27 protein-coding genes and 1 other RNA gene are annotated in these 22,986 nt (G+C 64.8%); 14 read left to right on the plus strand and 14 right to left on the minus strand.

Annotated features, from left to right (window positions below):
- Window positions 1–5: 5 nt before the first annotated feature.
- A complete protein-coding gene (locus AB843_RS01510) occupies window positions 6–998 on the minus strand; it encodes an NAD(P)H-dependent glycerol-3-phosphate dehydrogenase (protein ID WP_048644994.1) in 993 nt (330 codons plus the stop codon).
- Window positions 995–2,080, minus strand: coding sequence for a tRNA (adenosine(37)-N6)-threonylcarbamoyltransferase complex transferase subunit TsaD (gene tsaD, locus AB843_RS01515; RefSeq protein WP_048644995.1), 1,086 nt, complete (start codon window positions 2,078–2,080; stop codon window positions 995–997). The genes AB843_RS01510 and tsaD overlap by 4 nt, the downstream gene beginning before the upstream one ends.
- Before the next feature lie 94 nt (window positions 2,081–2,174).
- Here tsaD and hemC point away from each other — a divergent pair, with 94 nt between their 5' ends.
- From hemC to AB843_RS01545, 6 genes are all read left to right on the plus strand, one after another.
- Complete coding sequence (gene hemC, locus AB843_RS01520) at window positions 2,175–3,104, plus strand: hydroxymethylbilane synthase (protein ID WP_048644996.1); 930 nt, start codon at window positions 2,175–2,177, stop codon at window positions 3,102–3,104.
- Between the two features lie 3 nt (window positions 3,105–3,107).
- A complete protein-coding gene (locus tag AB843_RS01525) occupies window positions 3,108–3,824 on the plus strand; it encodes a uroporphyrinogen-III synthase (RefSeq protein ID WP_048644997.1) in 717 nt (238 codons plus the stop codon).
- A 121-nt stretch (window positions 3,825–3,945) separates the two neighbouring features.
- Window positions 3,946–5,394, plus strand: a complete 1,449-nt coding sequence (locus AB843_RS01530) for a COG4223 family protein (RefSeq protein WP_048644998.1) — start codon at window positions 3,946–3,948, stop codon at window positions 5,392–5,394.
- A gap of 6 nt (window positions 5,395–5,400) precedes the next feature.
- Window positions 5,401–7,098: a heme biosynthesis protein HemY gene (locus tag AB843_RS01535; protein ID WP_048644999.1), complete on the plus strand. Its 1,698-nt coding sequence runs from the start codon at window positions 5,401–5,403 to the stop codon at window positions 7,096–7,098.
- A 68-nt stretch (window positions 7,099–7,166) separates the two neighbouring features.
- On the plus strand, window positions 7,167–7,631 hold the full coding sequence (locus tag AB843_RS01540) for a tellurite resistance TerB family protein (protein WP_048645000.1): 465 nt from the start codon (window positions 7,167–7,169) through the stop codon (window positions 7,629–7,631).
- Window positions 7,632–7,638: 7 nt separating this feature from the next.
- Entirely contained in the window at window positions 7,639–8,424 is a 786-nt protein-coding gene (locus AB843_RS01545; protein ID WP_048645001.1) for a glutamine amidotransferase, read from the plus strand.
- A gap of 2 nt (window positions 8,425–8,426) precedes the next feature.
- Here AB843_RS01545 and AB843_RS01550 read toward each other — a convergent pair whose 3' ends face one another.
- The 7 genes from AB843_RS01550 to AB843_RS01570 form a co-directional block, all read right to left on the minus strand.
- Window positions 8,427–9,617, minus strand: coding sequence for a vWA domain-containing protein (locus AB843_RS01550; protein WP_048645002.1), 1,191 nt, complete (start codon window positions 9,615–9,617; stop codon window positions 8,427–8,429).
- Between the two features lie 2 nt (window positions 9,618–9,619).
- Window positions 9,620–10,027, minus strand: a complete 408-nt coding sequence (locus AB843_RS25405) for a PIN-like domain-containing protein (RefSeq protein ID WP_157384401.1) — start codon at window positions 10,025–10,027, stop codon at window positions 9,620–9,622.
- On the minus strand, window positions 10,024–10,701 hold the full coding sequence (locus AB843_RS24720) for a MerR family transcriptional regulator (protein ID WP_082143591.1): 678 nt from the start codon (window positions 10,699–10,701) through the stop codon (window positions 10,024–10,026). The genes AB843_RS25405 and AB843_RS24720 overlap by 4 nt, the downstream gene beginning before the upstream one ends.
- Before the next feature lie 62 nt (window positions 10,702–10,763).
- A complete protein-coding gene (locus AB843_RS01555) occupies window positions 10,764–11,210 on the minus strand; it encodes a GNAT family N-acetyltransferase (protein ID WP_048645003.1) in 447 nt (148 codons plus the stop codon).
- A 9-nt stretch (window positions 11,211–11,219) separates the two neighbouring features.
- Window positions 11,220–11,660 carry a GNAT family N-acetyltransferase gene (locus tag AB843_RS01560; protein WP_048645198.1) on the minus strand — a complete coding sequence of 147 codons (441 nt, stop codon included), beginning with the start codon at window positions 11,658–11,660 and terminating at the stop codon, window positions 11,220–11,222.
- A 121-nt stretch (window positions 11,661–11,781) separates the two neighbouring features.
- Window positions 11,782–12,333 (minus strand): imm11 family protein, encoded by a 552-nt coding sequence (locus AB843_RS01565; protein ID WP_048645004.1) that lies wholly within the window; start codon window positions 12,331–12,333, stop codon window positions 11,782–11,784.
- Window positions 12,334–12,352: 19 nt separating this feature from the next.
- Window positions 12,353–13,189, minus strand: coding sequence for an AAA family ATPase (locus tag AB843_RS01570; RefSeq protein ID WP_048645005.1), 837 nt, complete (start codon window positions 13,187–13,189; stop codon window positions 12,353–12,355).
- A 121-nt stretch (window positions 13,190–13,310) separates the two neighbouring features.
- Between AB843_RS01570 and ssrS the strand changes: the two genes are divergently transcribed.
- The 4 genes from ssrS to AB843_RS01585 all read left to right on the plus strand — a co-directional run bounded on the left by ssrS (window position 13,311) and on the right by AB843_RS01585 (window position 15,833).
- Window positions 13,311–13,465: non-coding RNA, 6S RNA (gene ssrS, locus AB843_RS24725), on the plus strand.
- 120 nt (window positions 13,466–13,585) lie between these two features.
- Entirely contained in the window at window positions 13,586–14,161 is a 576-nt protein-coding gene (locus tag AB843_RS01575) for a 5-formyltetrahydrofolate cyclo-ligase (RefSeq protein ID WP_048645006.1), read from the plus strand.
- Window positions 14,162–14,170: 9 nt separating this feature from the next.
- The gene (locus tag AB843_RS01580; RefSeq protein ID WP_048645007.1) at window positions 14,171–14,995 is read left to right on the plus strand and encodes a TIGR00282 family metallophosphoesterase; all 825 of its coding nucleotides are present in this window, start codon (window positions 14,171–14,173) and stop codon (window positions 14,993–14,995) included.
- Window positions 14,996–15,062: 67 nt separating this feature from the next.
- Complete coding sequence (locus AB843_RS01585) at window positions 15,063–15,833, plus strand: TerC family protein (RefSeq protein WP_048645008.1); 771 nt, start codon at window positions 15,063–15,065, stop codon at window positions 15,831–15,833.
- A gap of 59 nt (window positions 15,834–15,892) precedes the next feature.
- Here the strand turns inward: AB843_RS01585 and AB843_RS01590 are convergent, their stop codons facing one another.
- A complete protein-coding gene (locus AB843_RS01590; RefSeq protein ID WP_048645009.1) occupies window positions 15,893–16,237 on the minus strand; it encodes a winged helix-turn-helix transcriptional regulator in 345 nt (114 codons plus the stop codon).
- Between the two features lie 139 nt (window positions 16,238–16,376).
- Here AB843_RS01590 and AB843_RS01595 point away from each other — a divergent pair, with 139 nt between their 5' ends.
- Window positions 16,377–17,081, plus strand: a complete 705-nt coding sequence (locus AB843_RS01595) for a glutathione S-transferase family protein (RefSeq protein ID WP_048645010.1) — start codon at window positions 16,377–16,379, stop codon at window positions 17,079–17,081.
- Window positions 17,082–17,114: 33 nt separating this feature from the next.
- On the opposite strand, the gene AB843_RS01600 is transcribed toward AB843_RS01595, so the two are convergent.
- Complete coding sequence (locus AB843_RS01600) at window positions 17,115–17,930, minus strand: MBL fold metallo-hydrolase (RefSeq protein ID WP_425286787.1); 816 nt, start codon at window positions 17,928–17,930, stop codon at window positions 17,115–17,117.
- Window positions 17,931–18,080: 150 nt separating this feature from the next.
- Here AB843_RS01600 and AB843_RS01605 point away from each other — a divergent pair, with 150 nt between their 5' ends.
- Together AB843_RS01605 and AB843_RS01610 are read left to right on the plus strand one after the other, a co-directional pair.
- Window positions 18,081–18,830: a YebC/PmpR family DNA-binding transcriptional regulator gene (locus tag AB843_RS01605; protein ID WP_048645011.1), complete on the plus strand. Its 750-nt coding sequence runs from the start codon at window positions 18,081–18,083 to the stop codon at window positions 18,828–18,830.
- Window positions 18,831–18,835: 5 nt separating this feature from the next.
- On the plus strand, window positions 18,836–19,135 hold the full coding sequence (locus AB843_RS01610; RefSeq protein WP_048645012.1) for an Rdx family protein: 300 nt from the start codon (window positions 18,836–18,838) through the stop codon (window positions 19,133–19,135).
- A 36-nt stretch (window positions 19,136–19,171) separates the two neighbouring features.
- Here the strand turns inward: AB843_RS01610 and rpmE are convergent, their stop codons facing one another.
- Window positions 19,172–19,393: a 50S ribosomal protein L31 gene (gene rpmE / locus AB843_RS01615; protein WP_048645013.1), complete on the minus strand. Its 222-nt coding sequence runs from the start codon at window positions 19,391–19,393 to the stop codon at window positions 19,172–19,174.
- A 204-nt stretch (window positions 19,394–19,597) separates the two neighbouring features.
- Here rpmE and AB843_RS01620 point away from each other — a divergent pair, with 204 nt between their 5' ends.
- The gene (locus tag AB843_RS01620) at window positions 19,598–21,415 is read left to right on the plus strand and encodes an ABC transporter transmembrane domain-containing protein (RefSeq protein WP_048645014.1); all 1,818 of its coding nucleotides are present in this window, start codon (window positions 19,598–19,600) and stop codon (window positions 21,413–21,415) included.
- A gap of 105 nt (window positions 21,416–21,520) precedes the next feature.
- Here AB843_RS01620 and AB843_RS01625 read toward each other — a convergent pair whose 3' ends face one another.
- A complete protein-coding gene (locus tag AB843_RS01625) occupies window positions 21,521–22,210 on the minus strand; it encodes a nitroreductase family protein (RefSeq protein ID WP_048645015.1) in 690 nt (229 codons plus the stop codon).
- Window positions 22,211–22,312: 102 nt separating this feature from the next.
- Complete coding sequence (locus tag AB843_RS01630; protein ID WP_244467868.1) at window positions 22,313–22,984, minus strand: GntR family transcriptional regulator; 672 nt, start codon at window positions 22,982–22,984, stop codon at window positions 22,313–22,315.
- Between the last annotated feature and the right edge of the window lie 2 nt (window positions 22,985–22,986).

Genomic DNA, 22,986 nt, shown 5'->3' on the forward strand with positions numbered 1-22,986 from the left:
CTTTCTCAGTGTCCGTTTTCACTCTTCAGCGGTCGCGCCAGCAGCGCCTGCATGGCGGCATCGACCGTCAGCCGTCCGTTGAGAAGCTCGGTCACGCTCTGGATGATCGGCGCTTCCAGCCCGCGCTCGCGGATGATGCGGGCGGCGATGCCGGCGGTGTGAGCGCCCTCGGCCAGCGGCCGGCCTTCCAGGCTCTCGCCACGGCCCAACGCCAGGCCGTAGGCGAAATTGCGCGATTGTTCGGACCCGCAGGTGAGGATCAGGTCGCCAAGGCCGGAAAGCCCCATCAGCGTTTCGGGCCGCGCGCCAAACGCCGCGCCGATGCGGCGCAACTCGACGAAGCCGCGCGTGATCAGGGCGGCGACGGCGCTGGCGCCAAGCCCCGCGCCGCTGGTGGCGCCGGCGGCGATGGCCAGCACGTTCTTCAGCGCCCCGCCGATCTCGACGCCGGTCAGGTCATCGGTGGAATAGCAGCGCAGGCGCGGCGCGGAGAGGCTTTCGGCAAGTTGTGCCGCCAGTTTTGCGTCTCTCGCCGCCACCGTAACGGCCGTCGGCAGGCCGCGCGCCAGATCGGTGGCGAAGCTCGGGCCGGACAGGGCAGCGACGGCATTGTCGGGCAGGACCTCGGCGGCGATTTCCGACAGAAGCCGCCCGGTTTCCCGCTCGATGCCCTTGGCGCACAGAACCACGGGAATGCCCCGCGACATATGCGGCTGCGCTGCGACCAGCACGGCGCGCAGGGTCTGCGCCGGGGTGACGGCCAGAACGCAATCCGCGCCGTTCAGGGCTTCGCCGATCTCCGTCGTGGCGTGCAGCGCCGGGTCGAGCGCGATGCCCGGCAGGTAGCGCTCATTGCGGTGCTCGCCGTTGATCGCCTCGGCGAGTGCGGCGTCGCGGGCCCACAAGGTCGTGCGATTGCCGGCCGCCAGCATTGTGCCGCCCAGCGCGGTGCCCCATGCGCCGGCGCCAAGCACGGCGATGGTCGCAGGCTTTCTCATGCCTTGGCTCCCCGCTTGCCGGCGCCGAAAAGAGGCGCGGCCTGCTCATCGAGCGGCCAGCGCGGGCGCGGGGCGAAGGACAGTGCGTCATCCTCGACGAGGCCCTGCCGCCATCGTTCCAGTCCCGCCCAGGCGATCATCGCCGCATTGTCGCCGCACAGCCTGGCCGGGGGGGCGACAAGGCGAAAGCCGTTCGTTTCGCACAGAGCTTGGAGCGCTGCGCGGATCGCCTGGTTGGCGGCGACGCCGCCTGCCACGACCAGTACAGGGTCTTCCAGCCCACGATGTTCGTCGCGGAAGCGTTCCAGGCTGCGTTTCACCCGGTCGGCGAGGGTCTCGGTCACGGCAAGCTGGAACGAGGCGCAGATATCGGCGATGTCGCTGTCGGCCAGCGGCGCGCGTTCCGTGGCTGCGCGGCGCACCGCCGTCTTCAGGCCGGAAAAGGAAAAATCAGGCCGCGCCTCGCCCTTCAGCGGGCGCGGAAAGGCAAACCGTCGTGCATTGCCGGAAGCCGCCGCCGTTTCGACGCTCGGGCCGCCCGGATAGGCAAGGCCGAGCAGTTTCGCCGTCTTGTCGAAGGCCTCGCCCAGAGCGTCGTCGATGGTCGAAGCCCAGCGCGTATAGCGGCCGACACCGGTCACGTGAACGATCTGCGTGTGGCCGCCGGAAACGAGCAGCAGCAGATAGGGGAAGTCGAGAGCGTCGGTCAGCCGCGCCGTCAGCGCATGGCCTTCCAGATGGTTGACCGGGATCAGCGGCTTGCCGGCGGCCGCCGCGAGGGCCTTGGCGGTGGTGAGCCCGACGATCAGCCCGCCGATCAGGCCCGGCCCGGCGGTGGCTGCGATGGCGTCGATGTCGGCCAGCGTGCAGCCTGCTTCCTGAAGCGCGGCCTCGATGACGCCGTCCAGCGCCTCCACATGGGCGCGGGCGGCGATTTCCGGCACCACGCCGCCGAAGGCCGCATGATCGGCAATCTGGCTGAGCACGACATTGGACAGGATGGCGTTCGCGCCGCCGTCATGGCTGACGACGGAGGCGGCGGTTTCGTCGCAGCTCGTCTCGATGCCAAGGATACGCGTCATTCGGCCTTACCCGCTCATGTTGCCGTCGCCGCCAATCCTCGTTAGGGAAAGGTGCATCCGGTTTCGGGATGCGGGTTAGCACGGACGTGACGGCATGCAAACTGATGTGGTGAAGATCGGCACGCGCGGCAGCGCCCTAGCCCTGGCGCAGGCGGCCGAAACCCGCGCCCGGCTGATGGCCGCGCATGGCCTGCCGGAGGAGGCGTTCGAGATCGTCGTCATCTCCACCTCCGGCGACCGCATCCAGGATCGGCCGCTGTCGCAGGCCGGCGGCAAGGGGCTTTTCACCAAGGAAATCGAGGAAGCGCTGATCGACGGGCGCATCGACCTGGCCGTGCATTCCTCGAAGGACATGCCGACGGTTTTGCCCGACGGGCTCGAAATCTCCGCCTTCCTCGAACGCGAGGATGTGCGCGACGCCTTCATCGGCCGCTCCGTGACGAGCCTTAAGCACCTGCCGCAAGGCGCAAAACTCGGCACCTCCTCGCTGCGCCGCCAGGCGCTGGTGCTGCGGCTCAGGCCCGATCTCGACGTCTGCATGTTTCGCGGCAACGTCCAGACGCGGCTGCGCAAGCTGGAAGAGGGCGTTGCCGAAGGCACGCTGCTGGCGCTGGCGGGGCTGAAACGGCTCGGCATGGCGCATGTCGCCAGCGAGATCATGGATCCGGAGCGTTTTCCACCGGCGCTGGGGCAGGGGGCGATCTGCATCGAAAGCCGCATCGGCGACCAGCGCATCGGGCCGATGGTGGCGGCGATCCATCATGCGGCGACCGGTTTCGCGCTGATTTGCGAGCGGGCCTTCCTGGCGGCGCTCGACGGCTCCTGCCGGACGCCGATCGCCGGCCTGGCGCGGGTCGAGGGCGATGCATTGCGTTTTTCAGGGCTGATCCTGACGCCAGACGGCCGTGAAACCCACGAGATCGGCGGTGAGGGCAGAACCGTCGATGCGGCGCGCATCGGCGCCGAGGCCGGCGCTGCGATCCGCCAGAAGGCCGGCGCGCGCTTCTTCGACAGCTGGACCTGAACGATGCGGGTGCTGGTCACACGGCCGCAGCCCGGCGCTTGCGAAACCGGCGTTCGGCTCGCAGCGCTCGGCTTCGAGCCGGTGGTTGTGCCGCTGACGGAGATCGTGCCGCTTGCGGCGGCGATCGGCGCTGACGTCATCGACGCCGTGGCCGTCACCAGCGCCAATGCCATCCGCCATGCCTCGCCGGCGATTTTCGCCGCGCTCGGGGGGAAGCCGGTTTTCGCCGTCGGCAAGCGCACGGGCGCGGCGGCGCGGGAAGCAGGCCTCGACGTGATCGACGAGGATGCCGGCGATGCCGAAGGCCTCGCACGGCGGATCAGCGCCGTCTTTTCCGCGCCCGCCTACGTGACGGTTCTGTGCGGTCGCGTGCGGCGGGATATCCTGGAGACGCGGCTTCGCGCGGCGGGGCACCGGGTTCGCCTGATCGAAACCTACGACACGCTGCCGCTGGAACCCTCCGACGCGGCACTTGCCGCAGCGCTTGGCGATCGCCCGGTCGGCGGGGTGTTGGTCTATTCGGCAAACGGCGCGCGGCAATTGTGCCGCCTGATCGAGCGGCCGGTCATTGGAACGAAACTCGCCGATGCGACATTCTATTGTCTTTCCGCGCGCATCGCCGATGCGCTGGACCGGGTCGGGCCCGACCGCAAGAAGATAGCGGCGCAACCGGCAGAGGAGCCGCTCCTTGCCTTGCTGAACGTGCATATCGGCTTGTAACTGCCTGGATTGGAACTGCCGAGATTGTGACTGCCCCTGTTTTCACCATATGTCGGTGTGATAGGACTTTATTTGCACCGCACACGGTGCCGGATTTGCACTTTGCCAGCGGAGTTGCCTGATGGTCAAAACGCCGAGGACGCGTCATTCCAAAACCCAGCGGGAGCCGGTGACCATCGATCTCGAAGCGGACAAGGTGAAGCGCGACACTGCGGACAAGACCGCGTCGGCGCCGGCAACCTCGTCCGAGGCGCCGCGGGCCGCTGCCGCCGGCCCGGCGACGGCTGCGGCTGGCGAGACCAAATCCGATAAGACGGATGCGCCGCAGGCCAAGCCGGATGCGGCGGCGGGAAAGGCGCAGGCGATGCCGAGCGGCTTTGGACGATCTTCCTCCTCCGAGCAGAATACGCAGCCGGAGGCGCCGAAGGTCGAGGCACCGAAATCGACAGGGCCGCAGCCGGCCTCCCGGGGCGGTGCGGGCGGCACGCTGGGCGCGGGCCTGGCTGGCGGCGTGGTCGCGCTGGCGCTGGCGGCGGGGCTGCAATGGGCGGGTGTCCTGCCCGGCCTCAAGCCCGAGGCCAGAACGGCCGATCCGGCCATGGAAACGTTGCGCCAGCAGGTGGCGGCGCTGGAGGCCAAGCTGGAAGAGCAGCAGGGCCGTATCGCCGCCGGTGGCGGCGAGGACGTCAATGCCGCGCTGACGCAGGCGACCGAGCTTGCCAGTTCGCTGGATGGGCGCATATCGGAACTCGGGACGCAGCTTTCGACGCTGCAGCGGGCGGTTTCATCGGGCGCGGCCGGCGAGGGTGCCGGCGTCGAAGCGCTTGCGGCGCGTGTCGCCCAGCTTGAAGAGGGCGGCCAGGGCGGCGAAACCGACGGCGCACTGAACGATGCCGTGCAGGATGTTTCGCGGCAGGTCGCCGAATTGCAGGTGGGGACGGCGAAGATTTCGGCGGACACCGCCGCGGCGATGCAGCGCGCCTCCGACAATGCGGCGGCGCTGTCGAACCTCACCAGCGCGGTCGAAGCACTGAAGAGCCAGGTGGCGGAAAACAACGATGCGCCGCGCATGGCGCTGGTGATCGCCGCTTCGGCGTTGAAATCGGCGGTCGAGCGCGGGACGCCATTCGCCAGCGAACTCGACACCTATGCGGCGATCGCGCCCGAGGCCGCGGCGCTGGCGCCGCTGCGTGACTATGCGGCGAAGGGCGTGCCGAGCCGCACGACGCTGGCAGCCGAGGTTCCCGAAGTGGCGACGCGTATCGTCGCCGCTGCCAATCGAGCTGAAGGCGGCAATGGCGGCATCATCGACAATCTGATGTCTAGCGCCCGTTCGCTGGTGGTGGTGCGGCCTGTCGGCAGCGTCGAGGGTGAGGGCGTCGATGCCATCGCCGCGCGCATGGAGGCGGCCGTGCTCGCCAATGATTATGAAAAGGCGCTCGCCGAATATGCGGCTCTGCCGGAGGCCGGCAAGCAGGCGGCGGCCGATTTCGCGGGAAAGCTCGAGGCGCGGCAGGCGGCCGACCAGGCTTTGGAAAAGGCGCTTTCCGACGCGCTGAAAGGGGCATAAGCGCCGATGTTTCGTATTCTGTTCTATCTCGTCATCGTCTTCCTGCTCGGCCTGGGTTTCGCCTGGCTGGCGGAGCGTCCGGGCGAACTGGTCGTCACTTTTGCCGGCTATCGATATGAAGTGACGCTGATGGTGGCGGCGGTGTTGATCGTCGCCATCGTTGCCGCCGTGATGATCCTGTGGTGGCTGGTGCGCAGCATCTGGAACAGCCCCTATACGGTGGCGCGCTATTTCCGCGTGCGCCGCCGCGACCGCGGCTACCAGGCGCTGTCGACGGGCATGATCGCCGCCGGCGCCGGCGATGGCGGTCTGGCACGACGCATGGGCAAGCAGGCGGCAAAGCTGATCTCCGCCGACCAGGAACCACTGATCCACCTGCTGGACGCGCAGGCCGCGCTGCTCGAAGGCGACCGGCAGGCGGCGCGCGACAAGTTCACGGCGATGCTCGACGACCCCGAAATGCGGCTTCTGGGCCTGCGCGGGCTCTATCTGGAGGCGGAGCGGCTCGGCGAACGCGAGGCGGCGCGCCACTATGCCGAGCGCGCGGCGGAAGGCGCGCCGCAGCTCGAATGGGCAGCCAATGCGGCGCTCGAAAGCAAGACCGGCGAGGGCGACTGGGACGGCGCGCTGAAGTTGCTCGACGCGCGCAAGGCGGCAAGCCAGGCGGAGCGCGAGAGCGCGGCGCGGCGCCGCGCGGTGTTGTTGACGGCCCAGGCCATGGAGATGCTCGATACCGATGTGCAGGGCGCCAGGACGGCGGCGCTCGAGGCGCACAAGCTGCGGCCGGATCTTGTGCCGGCGGCGATGACGGCGGCGAAGGCCCTGTTCCGCCAGAGCGAACTGCGCAAGGGTTCGAAGGTGCTGGAAACCGCGTGGAAGAAGGAGCCGCATCCGGAAGTGGCGGATGTCTATATCCACGCCCGGCCCGGCGATTCGGTGCAGGACCGGCTGGCGCGGGCGAAAAAGCTCGAATCGCTCAGGCAGAACAATGTCGAATCCTCGCTCGTCGTCGGGCGGGCGGCGCTCGACGCCGGCGAATTCAAGCTGGCGCGCCAGTCGGCGGAAACCGCGGCTCGGCTCGGGCCGCGCGAGAGCGTCTATCTGTTGATGGCCGACATCGAGGAGGCCGAGACGGGAGACCAGGGCCGGGTGCGGCAATGGCTGTCGAAGGCGCTGCGCGCGCCGCGCGATCCGGCCTGGGTGGCAGACGGCTACATTTCGGAGCATTGGGCTCCCATTTCCCCGGTGACCGGCAAGCTCGACGCCTTCGAATGGCGCGTGCCGATGGAGCGCTTGGCGCAGGTGATCGAGGGGGAGGAGGATTTTGCTCCCGCGCTGGCAATCGCACCGGCAACCGCATCTGGGGCAACCGGGCCCGATGCCGCCGATGCGGTGGTCATCGAGGCGAAGCCCGCGAAGGACGATAGCGGGCCCGTATCCCGGCCCGAACCGCCGGCCGCTCCGCAGGTGATGGAGGCCATTGTGCCGGAAACCGCCAAGCCGACCGAGCCACAGGCGAAGAAAACAGTTCAGCAGCCGCCAGTGGCCAAGACCACCGAGCCGGCACCAGTCGGCCCTGCCAATGGCGGAGATGAGGCCCTGAAAGGCAAAGGCACGGCGGCCTCGCCACCATTGCCCGACGATCCGGGTGTTGATCCCGACGAGGCGAATGGCTCGACGTCGCCTGGCTTCCGCCTATTCTAATCGACAGGCGCAAACGATTCGCCGCATCGCGGCGGATTCCCTCCAAGAACACAGCAGCGGCATCATTCATGTTCGACCGTATTCTCGCTTTCCTGAAAGACATTCCCGGCGGCGGCCGCGTGCAAGGTGTGCGGCCTGAGGACGATCCGCGCGTGGCGGCGGCGGCGCTCCTGTTCCATGTGCTCGACGCCGACGGCATCCGCGATGCGGCGGAGATGAAGCGGCTGAAGGAAAGCTTGTCGAAGACCTACAATGTCAGCGGCGCCGAGCTGGAGCGGTTGCTGAAAGCCGGCGAGAAAGCCGAACAGGAGGCGATTGACCTCTACACTTTCACCAGTGTCCTGAAACGGCATCTGGACGCCGAAGCGCGCAAGCAGTTTGTTGGGCTGATGTGGGGCGTGGTGTTCGCCGATGGCGAGTTGCACGAGTTGGAGGACAATCTCGTCTGGCGTGTGGCCGAGCTGATCGGCGTCGACAACCGCGACCGCGTCCTGCTGCGCCAGGAAATGCAAGACAAGAGCAACGAAAACTAGCCGGCCCATGCAGACCGACCCCAGCCGAAAAATCCTCATCGTTCTGCATCAGGAAACGTCGAGTGCCGGACGGGTCGGCCAGGTGCTGCAGTCCAGCGGCTTTGCGCTCGATGTTCGCCGTCCGCCGCTGGGACATGCCTTGCCGGAGACGCTGGAAGACCATGCCGGCGCGGTCGTCTTCGGCGGGCCGATGAGCGCCAACGACCATGAGGATTTCGTTCGGCGTGAGACCGATTGGCTCGCCGTGCCGTTGAAGGAGGACAAGCCGTTTCTCGGCATCTGCCTCGGTGCGCAAATGCTCGTCAAGCATCTCGGCGGACATGTCAAAAGCCATGATGACGGGCTCGTCGAAATCGGCTGGTATCCGCTGCGCGCCACCGATGAGGGGCGCCACCTCCTGCATTGGCCGGAAATGGTCTACCAGTTCCACCGCGAGGGATTTTCCCTGCCGAAGGGCGCCACGCTCCTGGCGACCGCCGAGCACTACACCAACCAGGCGTTTCGCTACGGCAGGAATGCCTGGGGCGTCCAGTTCCATGCCGAGCTGACCCGCGCCATGATGCAGCGCTGGGTGGTGCGCGGGGCGCAGCGCTTCGTCATGCCGGGTGCCCAGCAGGGGCGGGATCATCTCGGCGGCCGGCTCGTCTGGGACCGCCATCTGAAACAGTGGCTGGTCGAGTTCCTGCATCTCATTTTCGGCGGAGAGGGTGAGCCGCATCTGACCGCCGGCGACGAGGCCAAGGGGCAAAGACCCGCCGGGCAGCGCATGGTCGGCCGCCGTGGGTTGGCGTGAAGTCAGTGCTTGCGCGACAGTTCGCGCGTCGCCGCTTCCAGACCTGACAGGGTGAGCGGATACATCCGGTTCGAGACAAGATCACGCAGCATCTCGATCGAGTGCGTGAAACGCCAATGCTTCTCGGGCACCGGGTTCAGCCATACCGCGTTCGGCCATTGCGCCAGGGCGCGGGCCATCCACACATGGCCGGCCTCGGCGTTCCAATGCTCCACCGCGCCGCCCGGATAGGCGATCTCATAAGGGCTCATCGAGGCGTCGCCGACGAAGACCGCCTTGTAGTCCGATCCGTATTTGTGAAGCACATCGAAGGTCGGCATGACCTCGGAATGGCGCCGCCGGTTGTCCTTCCACACGCCCTCGTAGAGGCAATTGTGGAAATAGAAATACTCCATGTGCTTGAACTCGGCGCGGGCGGCCGAAAACAACTCCTCGACGATCCTGATGTGATCGTCCATCGAGCCGCCGACGTCGAAGAACATCAGGAGTTTCACCGCGTTGCGCCGCTCGGGCCGCGTCTTGACGTCCAGATAGCCATGCTCGGCGGTGGCCTGGACGGTGCCGGGAAGGTCGAACTCCTCCTCCGCCCCCTCGCGCACCCAGCGGCGCAGCCGCTTCAGCGCCACCTTGATGTTGCGCGTGCCGAGCTCGACCGTGTCGTCGAAATTCCTGAACGCGCGCTTGTCCCAGACCTTCACCGCGCGGCGGTGACGCGAGCCGTCCTGGCCGATGCGCACGCCCTCGGGGTTGTAGCCGTAGGCGCCGAAAGGTGAGGTGCCGGCGGTGCCGATCCATTTGCTGCCGCCCTGGTGACGGCCTTTCTGTTCTTCCAGCCGCTGCTTCAACGTTTCCATCAGCTTGTCGAAGCCGCCCATGGCCTCGACGAGCTTCTTTTCTTCCTCGGTCAAGTGCTTCTCGGCCAGCCGACGCAGCCATTCCTCGGGAATCGCCCGCGCATCGACGCCATCCGCGCCTGACACCGCTTCGACGCCCTTGAAGATGTGCGAGAAGACACGGTCGAAGCGGTCGATGTGGCGCTCGTCCTTCACCAGCGTGGCGCGGGCGAGGTAGTAGAATCCCTCCACGTCATAGGTGACGAGGCCCGCCTCCATTCCCTCGAGCAGCGACAGATATTCACGCAGCGAGACGGGCACGCGCGCGGCTTTCAGCTCGAGGAAAAATGGGATGAACATCACTAGAAGCTGAGTTGTTTGAACTTGCCATTAAAATTTATGCTCATTTCAAGCAGAAAAGGCGGATCAAAGCGTCGCACAGTATCAAAGAGAGAAGGCCATTGATGTATAATAACAGCGCAACATCTATGCATGGGGGTTCTCTGGTATGCGGCGGCCAAAACCACGCCCCTGAGATTGGCTCTTCGAAAAGCTTGCGCTTCCGCTTTGTTTTTGCGGATGCGCTGGTCTCCAGTTATGATGAGCCATTCTTCTTCGCTTCTGGCAAGGTGCGACATCCATTGGACGTCATTTGGGTTCTTTAGAGGTAAATCGCGCATATGGATCGCGTTATGACCCTCATTTGCAATAAATCCATTTAATGTCGTTGCCATGATTGGCGATGTGCAATTGTCGAACAAGACCTTCATGCAGCTTTGCTGAATGAGGTCTCGAACTCAACAGCGCGTCTTACTGCAGCGGTTGATACGAGCCAATTCTTCGAGGCGATTTCGACGCCCTCGGTTCGCGCAGCAGCGGCCAAAACTGAAGTTGGCACACCACTTTCGGTATCAATAGGCTGCCCAAATGATCGCTCAGGATCGACAACGATTTTTTGTTGTTTGGAGACAGGCCACCAGCGTGATGGTGCGATGCCTTCAAACTCTACCCCTTTCAAACTTTGATCTACAATGCGTTTGAACGCGTATTGCTTCTTGAAAAGGTCCAGTAGTTTTGGATCATCGCTTTCATCAGCGATCTCAAGAAAAATCGAATGACCATCCGTCCGAAATTGTGTGGTTGAGAGCGGCCTTTCGTCTGCTACGTATTTTTGCGCCTCATCAATCGCTCGACGAATCATGATGGCACTGACGCCTGCTTGCATAAATGCTGCAGCGGTACGGATTTCCATTAGATCCCGAAAACCAAGATAGATCCGGCCATCGTTGAGATCGATTTGTGGCCGCCAAAGGCGCTCATAGCGCTTGCCCCCGATCTCATGGCCTTTCAGCCAGCGGGTGATTTTGCGGCTGGGAATATGCAGCAGACGTGACGCTTCCGTTGGGGTGTAAACGCCTATCCCGACAAGACTTTCATTGTCCATGGTGCGAAACGCCCTGTGAGTTAATATCTCAATCTAGCACGATGTGTATTGAAACTGAATCCTTAGCTTCGCTGGTATTTAATGAAGGGCGTCAGCTTGCCGATGCGATCATACAATTTGCGGGCGGTTTCGTTGAAGTGTTGCGTCGTCCAGTAGACATTCGCCGCGCCCGCCGCGTCGGCCTTCTCATAGACGGCCTCGATCAACGCGCGGCCGATGCCCTTGCCGCGGATGTCCGGGTCGGCATAGAGGTCCTGCAGATAGCAATTGTCGCCGACCGCCCAGCAGGTGCGATGGAGCATGTAGTGCACCAGGCCGACCGGCCTGCCGTCCAGTTCGGCAATCAGCCCCTTCGGCTCGTACTTGCCGCCATCGAACAGCCGTGCCCAGGTCGAGGCGTAGACTTCCTCGGGCAGGCTGGTCTCGTAGAATTCCAGATAGGCTGTCCAAAGTCTGCGCCATTGCGCTTCGTCGGCGTGCGTGAGCGGGCGAATGGTGATGTCGGTCATGATGTTCTCCTAGCGCTGGTATTTGACGAACGGCGTCGGCTTTGCCAGGCGGTCGTAGAGGCGGCGCGCTGTTTCGTTGAAGTCCTGGGTCAGCCAGTAGGTCTGCGAGGCTTCGTGCCGGTCGGCTTCGGCATAGACGGCCTCGATCAGCCGGCGGCCAACACCCCGGCCACGGATGTCGGGGTCGGCGAACAGGTCCTGCATATAGCAACGAGGGTTCCAGTTCGACGTCGAGTAGACGAAGAAATAATGGGCGAAGCCGACAAGTTGCCCATCCAACTCGGCGGCGAAACCGTATGGTTCGCGGTCGGGCTGCAGCAATTCGCCCCAAAGCCTTCGCGTGACGCGATCCTCGACCGTGCGTCGATAGAAGACGTTGTAGGCTTGCCAGAGACCGACCCAGCGGTCCCGGTCGCCGGCGTTCAGGCGGCGGATGGTGGTGGCGGACACGATGCACTCCCCCCATTTCAGCGACACTCAGCTTCCCGCCGTATTCCGCTTTCGGCAAGGACCACGGACCGTAGAGCCTTGCGCCTGTCCGGCGACCTTGGCGACCTGGCGACCTGAAGGGTCATTGTCCGCCGCTCCAGACTTTCTTGAAGGCGAAGCCGGTGAGGCCCGATGCGAGGATCGCCGCGACCACGTCGCCGCGCAGGAAGATATCGCCACGCGGCAGGCGCGAAAGCTTGAACGCCGGACCCGCTTCCTTGACGTTCGGTCGGAACGCGTAGCGGGTGATGTCCAGGATGTCGGTGCCGAGTGTGAAATAATGGATTTCCGACCGCTCCTCGTCGAGTGCGTCGACGAGGTGGTGGACATGGACGTAGTCGAGCTGTGGATACGGCGTGCCGCGCACCGGCACGTATTGGGCGGCCGCGCCGATCAGCGGCTCGATCAGGGCGCGGGCGGCGGGCTTCACCACGAGGCCGTGGCTTCCCATCCAGGGCGCATCGACGGGCTGGAAGGACCGAGCGTCGCTTTCCGGCACGTGAATTGCCCGAATTGGCCTCCGCCACCAGGGGATGCGCCTGGCGCCGGCGCCCAGCATCTTCTCCAGTTCCCGGTGGTGGTCCACCACCACCCATTCGCCGTCCTCTGGCGGGATCGGAACGAAAATTTCCATGGGTTCGCCGGGCCTGCGCCTACTGCCGCCTGGCCATGAAGGCCAGCTTCTCGAACAGATGCACGTCCTGCTCGTTCTTCAACAGCGCGCCGTGCAGTTTCGGCAGGGCGTTCCTGGCGTCGGCGCGCAAATCCTCGGGCGCCACGTCGTCGGCGACCAGGAGCCTGATCCAGTCGAGCGCTTCGGAGGTGGAGGGTTTCTTCTTCAGGCCTGACACGTCGCGGATCTCGTAGAATTGCGTGAGCGCCGCCGAAACCAGCTTCTGCTTGATGCCCGGATAGTGAACCTCGACGATTTGCGCCAGCGTATCGGCGTCGGGGAAGCGGATATAGTGGAAGAAGCAGCGGCGCAGGAAGGCGTCGGGCAGCTCCTTCTCGTTGTTGGAGGTGATGATGACGATCGGGCGGATGTCGGCGCGCACCGTCTCGCCGGTCTCGTAGACGAAGAACTCCATCTTATCGAGTTCCTGCAGCAGGTCGTTGGGGAACTCGATGTCGGCCTTGTCGATCTCGTCGATCAAAAGCACGGTCTTTCTGCCGGCGGAAAAAGCTTCCCACAGCTTGCCGCGCTTGATGTAGTTTCTGATGTCGTTGAAGCGCTCGTCGCCCAACTGGCTGTCGCGCAGGCGCGAGACGGCGTCATACTCGTAGAGCCCCTGCTGTGCGCGGGTCGTGGACTTGACGTGCCACTCGATCAGGTCGAGGCCGAGGCTTGCGGCCACCTGGCGCGCCAGCTCGGTTTTCCCGGTGCCGGGCTCGCCCTTCACCAGCAGAGGCCGCTCCAGGGCGATTGCCGCGTTGACGGCCACCATCAGATCCTTGTCGGCGACGTAATCCGCCGTGCCTTCAAAACGCATGCGCTCCAATCCTTCGGGCTTTTCGTGACGAAACTCCCCGGCGAAACTATGGGGTGAAAATAGCCAGCGCAAGGGTGCGAATGCCACTGGCGGAGCATCGGGCGGAGGCCTATATTGGGTTAGCGGTCTGCGCTTCCCGACAGGAAACATTTCCCCGGGGCCTTATCGATCCTTAAGGGAGCTGTCCCTGGTCTTGCCCGTGGGCTTGGCCACACGGCACCCACCTACTGTGTAGGTTCCCGGGATCGACATTCCATCGGTTGTCGTGGATCGCCATCTTTCTTTTTTCGACATGCGCCCCAACGGGCTTTTCTGCCGGTGCCGCCTGGCATATCGTCGGGACATGTCGAGCCCTTTCACACCCTCTCTGTCCCCGGCAATCGGCTCCCACCCGGCATGACCGAAGCAAAGAAGACGCTGCGCCAGGAAGCGCTTGCCCGGCGCGATGCGCTGGATCCCGCCTGGCGCGCGCAGACAGCACTGGCGCTCGCGGATTGTGCCGTTCGCCTTGATCCAGCGCCCGGCACTGTTGTCTCCGGCTTCTGGCCGATGCGCTCGGAAGTGGATGTGCGTCCCCTGATGGAAGCGCTGGCCGAGCGTGGGGCCAGGCTTTGCCTGCCGGCCATTCTCGACAAGACGACCATCGTCTTTCGCGAATTCCTGCGCGATGCGGCGCTCGTCGACATGGGTTTCGGCACACAGGGACCGGGCGAGGGCGCGGCCGAACTCGATCCCGACGTGATGCTGGTGCCGCTGGCCGCCTTCGACGGGCGGGGCCATCGCATCGGCTACGGCGCGGGCTACTATGACCGGGCGATCGCCCGGCTGCAGGCGAAACGCCGTGCACCACGGCTGATCGGCATCGCCTTCGATTGCCAGGAGGTCGGGCACGTGCCCGAGGAGCCGCATGACGTCGCGCTTGGTGAAATCCTCACAGAAAGCGGCTTGCGCCGCTTCGCATCCGCCTTATAGAACCGTTCCATGCGATTTCTGTTTCTTGGCGACATGGTGGGACGGTCGGGCCGGATGGCGGTGTGGGAGCAATTGCCCGGACTGATCTCCGATCTCAAGCTCGATTTCGTGGTGGTGAACGGCGAGAACGCCGCCGGCGGTTTCGGCATCACCGAGGATATTTTCAGAAGCACGCTGGATGCCGGCGCCGATGTGGTGACGACCGGCAATCATGTGTGGGACCAGCGCGAGGCGTTGACCTTTGCGCCGCGCGAGGAGCGCTTCCTGCGCCCGGCCAATTTTCCCAAGGGCACGCCGGGCAAGGGATCGGGCGTCTACATCGCCCGCAACGGCGCGCGCGTGCTGGTGTCCAACATCATGGGCCGCGTCTTCATGCATCCAGAACTGGACGATCCGTTCGCCTGCGCCGAAGACGTGCTGGCCGCCTGTCCGCTTGGCGAGCAGGCGGATGCGGTCATCATCGATTTTCATGCCGAGGCGACCTCGGAGAAGATGTGCTTCGGCCATTTTGTCGATGGCCGGGCGAGCCTCGTCGTCGGCACGCACACCCACCAACCGACCGCCGACCACCAGATCCTCAACAACGGCACCGGCTATCTTTCGGATGCCGGCATGTGCGGCGATTATGATTCGTCGCTGGGCATGGACAAGGACGAACCGCTCAACCGCTTCACAGCGAAAGTGCCGAAGGGCCGCTTCGAGGCGGCCAACGGGCCGGCGACGATCTGCGGCCTGGGTGTCGAGATATCCGACAGCACCGGGCTGACGGAGAAAATCGCTCCGCTCAGGATCGGCCCGCGCCTCGAGGAAACCGTTCCTGCCTTCTGGCGTTGACGCTGGGGGTCCGCGTCCCTAACTCTGCGGGACTGTTTTATAGCAACTGCCAGCGAGGGGTGCTGCCATGGAATGGCTTGCCGGTCATTTTGAGTTCGTTTCCAGCCCGGAAGCCTGGGTCGCCCTGGTCACTCTGGTGGTGCTTGAGATCGTGCTCGGCATCGACAATCTGATCTTCATTTCGATCCTGACCAACAAGTTGCCCAAGGAGCAGCAGAAGATGGCGCGGCGGCTGGGCATCGGCGCGGCGCTGATCCTGCGCCTGGTGTTGCTTGCTACCATCTCGATCATCGTCCAACTGACGGAGCCGGTGCTCGAACTGTTCGACCACGGGTTCTCCTGGCGCGACCTGATCCTGATCACCGGTGGCCTGTTCCTCGTCTGGAAGGCGACCAAGGAGATCCATCATTCGGTCGATCCCGATGACGGCAAGGAAAACATGGTGGGCGGCAAGATCACCATGGGGATCGGCGCGGCCATCTTCCAGATCCTGCTGCTAGACTTGGTGTTCTCCATCGATTCGATTATCACCGCCGTCGGCATGACCGACGAGATCGCTATCATGTTCATTGCCGTGATCGCCGCCGTGACGGTGATGCTGATCGCCGCCGAGCCGCTGTCGCGCTTCATTGCCGCCAACCCGACCGTCGTCATGCTGGCGCTCGGCTTCCTGCTGATGATCGGCATGACGCTGATCGCCGATGGCATGGGCTTCCACGTGCCGAAGGGCTACATCTACGTCGCCATGGGCTTCTCGGCGCTGGTCGAGGGGCTCAACATGCTGGCGCGCCGCAAGCGGGCGCGCGACAAGGCGTTGGCGGAGGACGCGCACGAATAGAGAAAAAGGGAGGTTCGGCCTCCCTTTTTCATTTCCGGTCGTGTTTGCGATCGGCCCGGTCAGGCGTTCTCGATGTTGCGGGCGATGATTGCGGCGCCGTGCTTGTGTCCCCAATTGGCCAGCGGCGTCAGCGCTTCGTCGAGGGATTTGCCGAGTTCGGTGGCGGAATACTCGACCCTCGGCGGCACCTGATGAAACACCTCGCGGTGAACCAGACCATCGCTCTCCATTTCACGCAATTGCTGGATCAGCATTTTCTCGCTGATGTCGGGAACGAGCCGCTTCAATTCACCGAAGCGGCGCGGCTCGGTGTGCACCAGCCACAGGAGGAGGGCTTTCCATTTGCCGCCGATCACCTGGAAGGCCGGCCCGAGGCCGCAACTTTCTGGTTGGAATTTTGCCATGGAATTCCTCAATTCTTACCGAAAGGTCGGTACCTTACAAAATAGTCGGTACTTGCCGAATGGCAAGCGGTGCTTAGATTTGCCGAACCGTCGGGCGGGATCAACCGCTTCATCGTTCACAACATTCAGGACCCCAATCATGGAACCAGTTCTCTTCTATGGCGTGCCGCATGGCTGCTCATTCGGCTCGATCGTCGCGCTGGAGTGGCTTGGCCAGCCCTATCGGCTCGGCCGCATCGACATGCTTTCCAAGCCCGACAGCGCCGTCTTCGCCAAGATCAGCCCGCTCGGCGCCACGCCGGCGCTTCTGCTGGAGGACGGAGAACCGCTGACGGAAAGCCTCGCCATCATGTACAATCTGGCCAAGCGCGATTTCGCCCGCGGGCTCGGTTTCTCGCAGGAAACGCGTGAATTCGACCGGCTGAACAGTGTGTTGTCCTTCCTGCACACGGATTTCCATTCCGCCTTCGCGCCGGCGTGGCATGCCTTCAAGCTCGATGAGGGGGCGCCGGAGCGGGAGGTGCTGCGCGCGACGGCGCGTGACAGTGCGGCGCGGTGCTATGCACGGCTGCAGGAGATGGTTGACGGGCGCGACTGGCTGGTGGGTGACGCCCGCACGGTTGCCGATGCCTATTTCGTCGGCATCGCCCGATGGGGCGAGGATCTTGGCCTGTTCGACCTGGAGAAGGAGTATCCGCGCCTTCATGCCTACCGGCAGAAGCTCGAGGCTGATCCGGGTGTCATTTTCGCCCACGCGATCGAGGACGGCAAGCCCGCCAAAACCAGCGGCGGCTTCCTCGGCCATGTCGAGCTCGATGCGTTGACGCCGCGCCTGGCGGCGTGAGACGGTACCCCTCCCGCCTGCGCGGGAGGGGTTTCACACGCCCTGCAGAATGATGATGGTCGGCCTTCTCGGCAGCGTGTCGAGGGATACGGCGATGCTGCGCGTATCGCGGAAGTCCAGGTCGAAGCCTTCGCCCATGCGGCCCGTAAAGGCGCTGAGCGGCGTGGCGTGGCGGTGCATCGGCAGGATCACCGAGGACGAGAGCCGCCTGGCGATCTCGCTCATGCCGTCCAGCGAAAGCGTCAGCCCGCCATCGACTGGCACCATCAGCACGTCGAGCCGGCCGATCGCCGCATAATGCGTGTCCTCCAGCTGGTGGTGCAGGTGGCCGAGATGGCCGATGCACAGGCCGGCGACCTCGAAGATGAAGATCGAATTGGCGTCGGCCTCCATCGCGCCATAGCGGCGGATGTCGGTGGTCACGTTGCGGATGTAGACGTCATCGACAAGCAGGGAATGCCTGGCCTGGCCGCCTTCCGGGTTCCAGCCGGGCAGCACATGCTCGATGGCCGGATCCGGGTTCATGGTGAAATGGGTTCCGTGCGCCTTGTTCATGGTGACGACGCGCGGCGAGAAGCTCGTTCCATACGCGCCGGAAAAATCGGTGGCGATGGTGACGCCGGCCGGCGTCTCGATGATGTAGGTGGAGTGGCCGGCATAGGTGATGGTGACGGAGCCGGCGCTCGCCGCCGGCACGGCGAGGGAGGCGTAGATCACGTTCGGCAATGCGCGCGCCATGGCAAGGCAGGTGCTTGGTCGCTCGGTCTGGGCGTGGGCAACGGCAAGCGGCAGCATCAGGAACGACCATAGGATGGCAATGGTGCGGAAGGCGGTCATCGCGGCTGTCATGGGTATCTCCCGTTTCGGCAAGCAGGAATGGTCCGTCAAATCGCGTCCGCCCGCCAACGTCCATCGCTTGCGCTTCTGGACGTTGGCAGGCATTTTCACTATAAGGCGCGGCAATTCCGATGTTTTCAAAAGTCCGTGAAAAGGAGCCCCATGGCCGGTCATTCCCAATTCAAGAACATCATGCACCGCAAGGGACGGCAGGATGCCGTCCGTTCGAAGATGTTTTCCAAGCTGGCGCGCGAAATCACCGTTGCCGCCAAGGCGGGACTGCCCGATCCGGACATGAACCCGCGCTTGCGCCTGGCCGTGCAGAACGCCAAGGCGCAGTCCATGCCGAAGGACAACATCGAGCGCGCCATCAAGAAGGCGTCCGGCGGCGATGCGGAGAACTATGAGGAAGTGCGCTACGAGGGCTATGGTCCGGGCGGCGTCGCGCTCATCGTCGAGGCGCTGACCGACAACCGCAACCGCTCCGCCTCGAACGTCCGCGCCGCCTTTGCCAAGGCTGGCGGGGCAATGGGCGAAACGGGCTCCGTGTCCTTCATGTTCGACCGGGTGGGCGAGATCGTCTATCCGGTGAGCGCCGGCGATGCGGACAAGGTGATGGAAGCGGCCATCGAGGCCGGCGCCGAGGACGTGCAGTCCGACGAGAACGGGCATGTCATCATTTGCGGTTTCGAGGATATCGGCGAGGTCACTTCGGCGCTGGAAGCGTCGCTCGGCGAAGCCGAATCCGTCAAGGCGATCTGGCGTCCGCAGACCGGCACGCCGGTCGACGAGGACCGCGCCCAGTCGATCCTGAAGCTGGTCGCCACGCTGGAAGACGATGACGACGTGCAGAACGTCTATGCCAATTTCGAGGTCGACGACGAAACGCTGGCCAAGCTCAGCGCGGCCTGACGCGGATGAGCGAGCACCGCGTCGCGATCACCTATTGCACGCAGTGCCAATGGCTCCTGCGCTCGGCCTGGCTGGCGCAGGAGCTGCTCTCGACCTTTTCCATCGAGCTTGCCGAGGTCAGCCTCAAGCCCGGCACGGGCGGCATCTTCGAGGTGGCCTGCGACGGCGTGCTCATCTGGGAGCGCAAGCGCGATGGCGGCTTTCCCGAGGCCAAGGTGCTGAAGCAGCGCGTCCGCGATATCATCGACCCGGAGCGCGACCTCGGCCATATCGACAAGACGGCAACAAAAAACCCGCCTGAGTGAGGCGGGTTTTTTGAAAGCTTGGCGATGAAGGACGGTTTAGATGCCGAGACCCTCGTAACGCTTCTTGAACTTCGACACGCGGCCGCCGCGATCCATGAGCGACTGCTGGCCGCCGGTCCATGCCGGATGGGTGGACGGGTCGATGTCGAGCTGCAGCGTGGCGCCTTCCTTGCCCCAGGTGGAGCGCGTCTCGTACTCGGTGCCGTCTGTCATGACGACCTTGATGGTGTGGTAGTCGGGATGAATTTCGGCTTTCATCGGTCTGTCCTGAACTCTCTCGGGATGCCAATCGAACCCGCGTTGCGGCAATTGCACCCATCTTGAAAACTTGAAGCCGCGGCCAAGGAAGGCTACGGCTTCGGAAATGGTTGGCGTGCCTATACATCAGGCGTTCCGGCAAGACAAGGCTTGAGCGGGGCAGAATTTCTCCGCCTGGGCATGGCGTAGGCAGAAAGGCAGGCAATGGCGGGCTCAGACACGGCGTCCGGTTCAACAGAGGCGGCCGCCAGGCGACGTTCGCTGAAGCCGCTCAGGCGCCTTCTCCCCTATGTCGGGCGCTATCGCGGCCTGGCGCTCGGCGCGCTTGTCTTCCTGGTGATGGCGGCGATTGCCACCCTGACCCTGCCGCTGGCCGTCAGGCGAATGATCGATCACGGCTTTTCCGAATCCGATTCGATCTTCATCGCCAATTATTTTTCGATGCTGATCGTCATTGCAGCCGTCCTGGCGCTCGCTTCGGCCGGCCGTTATTTCTTCGTCATCACACTGGGCGAGCGGGTGGTGGCCGATTTGCGCCGTGACGTGTTTGCCCATGTGACACGGCTTTCACCGGCCTTCTACGACAGCGTGCAGTCGGGCGAGATCGTCTCGCGGCTTTCTGCCGACGCGACGCAGGTGAAATCAGCCGTCGGCGCGACCGCTTCGGTGGCGCTGCGCAATCTCATCATGGGGCTCGGCGCGGTCGGCATGATGGTGGTGACCAGCCCGCGCCTGTCGCTGCTGGTGGTCGCGGCGATCCCGGTCATCGTCCTGCCGCTGGTGGCCTTCGGCCGCTCCGTGCGCCGCCGCTCGCGCTTCGCGCAGGACACGCTGGCCGATGCCACCGCCTATGCCAGCGAGCAGATCGGCGCGGTGCGCACGCTGCAGGCCTTCACCGGCGAGGCGGCGGTGACGAAAAAATTCGCCGGCGCCATCGAGACTGCCTTTGCCGCGGCGCGCTCTTCCATCATGGCGCGGTCGTTCCTGACCTTCTTCGCCATCTTCCTGACCTTCACCTCGGTGGTGGCGGTGCTCTGGTTCGGCTCGCGCGACGTGTTGTCCGGCGCCATGACGCCGGGCACGCTCGGCCAGTTCCTGCTCTATTCGGTGCTGGCGGCCGGCGCGCTCGGCGCGCTGTCTGAGGTTTGGGGCGAGCTTTCGCAGGCGGCGGGCGCGGCCGAGCGCATGAGCGAACTTCTGGCCGAGGAGCCCGCCATCGTCGCGCCGGCCAAACCGGTGGCCCTGCCGGAGCCGGCCAGGGGCGCGGTGACGTTCGACGCCGTTTCCTTCGCCTACCCGACGCGGCCGGACCGTTCGGCCCTGCACGGCCTGTCGTTCACGGTGGAGCCGGGCGAGACGGTGGCGATCGTCGGGCCTTCGGGCGCCGGCAAGACGACGATCTTCTCGCTGCTCCTGCGCTACTACGATGCCGATGGCGGCCGGGTTCTGGTCGATGGCGTCGATGCGCGCCAAGCCGACCCGCAGGCGTTGCGCGGGCGCATGGCCGTCGTGCCGCAGGACGTCACCATCTTCGCGGCGACCGCTGCCGAGAACATCGCCTTCGGCCGGCCGGACGCCTCGCGCGCCGAGATCGAGGCGGCAGCCAGGGCAGCACTGGCGCATGATTTCATCAGCGAGCTGGCGGAGGGCTACGACACCCAGGTGGGCGAGCGCGGCGTGACGCTGTCGGGCGGCCAGCGGCAGCGCGTGGCGATTGCCCGTGCCATCCTGCGTGACGCGCCGATCCTGCTGCTCGACGAGGCCACATCGGCGCTCGATTCGCAGAGCGAGACGCTGGTGCAGACGGCGCTGGAGCATCTGATGCGCGAGCGCACGACGCTGGTCATCGCCCATCGCCTGGCGACCGTGCTGAAGGCAGACCGCATCCTGGTGCTGGATGACGGGCGCATCGTCGAGGAAGGCACGCACGCAGCGCTTGTCGCCAAGGGCGGCATCTATGCCAAGCTCGCAAGCCTGCAATTCGAGGCCGGCGCCAATGCGTTCGGGGATGCGGCAGAGTAAGGCGGCGGGTCTTGGCGCTGTCCTTCACCCTCCCCGTTCACGGGGAGTAGGTGCCGGCAGGCGGATGAGGAGCAAGCCCATGGATCGCCATCAGTCAAGCAACCCTCAAAGAAATGTCGCGATCTCCTCGATCGGCTTTTTCTCGATCGCGTGGGCGGGGATCGTTGCGCCTTCCTTCGGATAGCCGACCACCATCAGGATGTAGGGCTTGTCGTGCGGGTGGCGGCCGCACAGTTCATTGAGGAAGCTCATCGGGTTCGGCGTATGGGTCAGCGTTGCCAGGCCGGCCCGGTGCAGCGCCGTGATGAGGAAGCCCGTGGCGATGCTGACGGATTCGGGCACGTAGTAGTTCTTGCGCGCCACGCCGTCGGCCGAACGGCTCTTGCGTTCGCCGAAAATGCAGATCAGCCAGGGCGCTTCCTCGAGAAACGGTTTGCTGGCATCCGTGCCGAGCGGCGCGAGGGCCTGCAGCCATTCCTCGCCGGCGCGGCCCTCGTAGAATGTCCTTTCCTCGATTTCCGCCGCCTCGCGGATCTGCTTCTTGAGCGCCGGATCGCCGATGACGGCGAAGTGCCAGGGCTGGTGGTTGGCGCCGTTGGGCGCCGTGCCGGCCGCCATGATGCAGGTCTCGATGATGTCGCGCGGCACTGGCCGCGTGGAGAAGTCGCGGACCGTGTGGCGGGTGCGGATCTCCTCATAGAAGGCCCTGGCCCGCGACCGCATCTCCTCGACCGGGATTTCCTGGAAATCAGGCAGGGGAATGGGGCGGTATTCCTTGGTCGTGTGCGCGGTCATGAAACGCCTCCTCTGTTTGTCTGATAATTTTGTCAGACAATCAATGAGAATTGGCCATTCGTCAAGTTTCGCGGCGGTCACGCCTCCCAATGGCGGGGCTGTCTATGGATGCGCGGCCGGCGCGAAATGATCGTCGGGCAGCGACTGAATGAGACGCCGCGCGGTTTCGACATGCTCCCGCATGGCGGCGTCGGCCCCCGCCGCATCATCGGCGGTGATGCAGGCGGTCAGAAGCTGGTGGTGGCGGTTGGTCTCGAACACCTCGGCGCGGTCGACCAGCACGCGGAACTGCAGCCAGTAGAGCGAGTTCGACAGGCGGGTCAGCGTCTCGTCGAGGAGCGGGTTTTCGGCGTAAAGGCGAAACATGCGGTGGAAGCGGCCGTTGAGTTCGGAAAAGCGGTTCATTTCACCGGCCCCGGCTGCCGCGTCCAGCTCGGCCTGCAGGGCAAGGAGCGGGGCCGGCGCGGCGTTGAGCGCCGGCAGCGCCAATTGCACGGCCAGTGCCTCCAGCGCACCGCGCACCTCGAACAGATTATCCACCTCGCGGCGTGAGAGCTGGCGCACGGTGACGCCGCGATGCGGCTCGGCCGCCAACAACCCATCGGCCGTCAGCCGGCGGAACGCCTCGCGCACGGAGGAGCGCGAGACGCCGAGGCGGCCGGTGAACTCGCTCTCCGTCAGCCTCTGGCCGGGCACCAGCCGCCCGCCGCGCACGGCGGCGGTGATGGCGTCGGCGACGGTCTCGACGGTGGATGGGGAATCGGTCTCTTGCACGG

The organism is Nitratireductor soli (assembly GCF_001050155.1).
In the GTDB taxonomy this organism is placed as follows: domain Bacteria; phylum Pseudomonadota; class Alphaproteobacteria; order Rhizobiales; family Rhizobiaceae; genus Nitratireductor; species Nitratireductor soli.

What these genes read in the sequence shown, in the direction of transcription:
- AB843_RS01600 (WP_425286787.1), bottom strand. Translation starts at nt 17,930, where the DNA reads ATGACAGCCGCGATGACCGCCTTCCGCACCATTGCCATCCTATGGTCG.
- hemC (WP_048644996.1), top strand. Translation starts at nt 2,175, where the DNA reads ATGCAAACTGATGTGGTGAAGATCGGCACGCGCGGCAGCGCCCTAGCC.
- AB843_RS01620 (WP_048645014.1), top strand. Translation starts at nt 19,598, where the DNA reads ATGGCGGGCTCAGACACGGCGTCCGGTTCAACAGAGGCGGCCGCCAGG.
- AB843_RS01540 (WP_048645000.1), top strand. Translation starts at nt 7,167, where the DNA reads ATGTTCGACCGTATTCTCGCTTTCCTGAAAGACATTCCCGGCGGCGGC.
- AB843_RS01510 (WP_048644994.1), bottom strand. Translation starts at nt 998, where the DNA reads ATGAGAAAGCCTGCGACCATCGCCGTGCTTGGCGCCGGCGCATGGGGC.
- AB843_RS25405 (WP_157384401.1), bottom strand. Translation starts at nt 10,027, where the DNA reads ATGAAGGTCTTGTTCGACAATTGCACATCGCCAATCATGGCAACGACA.
- AB843_RS01575 (WP_048645006.1), top strand. Translation starts at nt 13,586, where the DNA reads ATGACCGAAGCAAAGAAGACGCTGCGCCAGGAAGCGCTTGCCCGGCGC.
- rpmE (WP_048645013.1), bottom strand. Translation starts at nt 19,393, where the DNA reads ATGAAAGCCGAAATTCATCCCGACTACCACACCATCAAGGTCGTCATG.
- AB843_RS01545 (WP_048645001.1), top strand. Translation starts at nt 7,639, where the DNA reads ATGCAGACCGACCCCAGCCGAAAAATCCTCATCGTTCTGCATCAGGAA.
- AB843_RS01550 (WP_048645002.1), bottom strand. Translation starts at nt 9,617, where the DNA reads ATGTTCATCCCATTTTTCCTCGAGCTGAAAGCCGCGCGCGTGCCCGTC.
- AB843_RS01590 (WP_048645009.1), bottom strand. Translation starts at nt 16,237, where the DNA reads ATGGCAAAATTCCAACCAGAAAGTTGCGGCCTCGGGCCGGCCTTCCAG.
- AB843_RS01535 (WP_048644999.1), top strand. Translation starts at nt 5,401, where the DNA reads ATGTTTCGTATTCTGTTCTATCTCGTCATCGTCTTCCTGCTCGGCCTG.
- AB843_RS01530 (WP_048644998.1), top strand. Translation starts at nt 3,946, where the DNA reads ATGGTCAAAACGCCGAGGACGCGTCATTCCAAAACCCAGCGGGAGCCG.
- AB843_RS01525 (WP_048644997.1), top strand. Translation starts at nt 3,108, where the DNA reads ATGCGGGTGCTGGTCACACGGCCGCAGCCCGGCGCTTGCGAAACCGGC.
- AB843_RS01595 (WP_048645010.1), top strand. Translation starts at nt 16,377, where the DNA reads ATGGAACCAGTTCTCTTCTATGGCGTGCCGCATGGCTGCTCATTCGGC.
- AB843_RS01585 (WP_048645008.1), top strand. Translation starts at nt 15,063, where the DNA reads ATGGAATGGCTTGCCGGTCATTTTGAGTTCGTTTCCAGCCCGGAAGCC.
- AB843_RS01565 (WP_048645004.1), bottom strand. Translation starts at nt 12,333, where the DNA reads ATGGAAATTTTCGTTCCGATCCCGCCAGAGGACGGCGAATGGGTGGTG.
- AB843_RS01570 (WP_048645005.1), bottom strand. Translation starts at nt 13,189, where the DNA reads ATGCGTTTTGAAGGCACGGCGGATTACGTCGCCGACAAGGATCTGATG.
- AB843_RS01580 (WP_048645007.1), top strand. Translation starts at nt 14,171, where the DNA reads ATGCGATTTCTGTTTCTTGGCGACATGGTGGGACGGTCGGGCCGGATG.
- AB843_RS01555 (WP_048645003.1), bottom strand. Translation starts at nt 11,210, where the DNA reads ATGACCGACATCACCATTCGCCCGCTCACGCACGCCGACGAAGCGCAA.
- AB843_RS24720 (WP_082143591.1), bottom strand. Translation starts at nt 10,701, where the DNA reads ATGGACAATGAAAGTCTTGTCGGGATAGGCGTTTACACCCCAACGGAA.
- AB843_RS01610 (WP_048645012.1), top strand. Translation starts at nt 18,836, where the DNA reads ATGAGCGAGCACCGCGTCGCGATCACCTATTGCACGCAGTGCCAATGG.
- AB843_RS01625 (WP_048645015.1), bottom strand. Translation starts at nt 22,210, where the DNA reads ATGACCGCGCACACGACCAAGGAATACCGCCCCATTCCCCTGCCTGAT.
- AB843_RS01605 (WP_048645011.1), top strand. Translation starts at nt 18,081, where the DNA reads ATGGCCGGTCATTCCCAATTCAAGAACATCATGCACCGCAAGGGACGG.
- tsaD (WP_048644995.1), bottom strand. Translation starts at nt 2,080, where the DNA reads ATGACGCGTATCCTTGGCATCGAGACGAGCTGCGACGAAACCGCCGCC.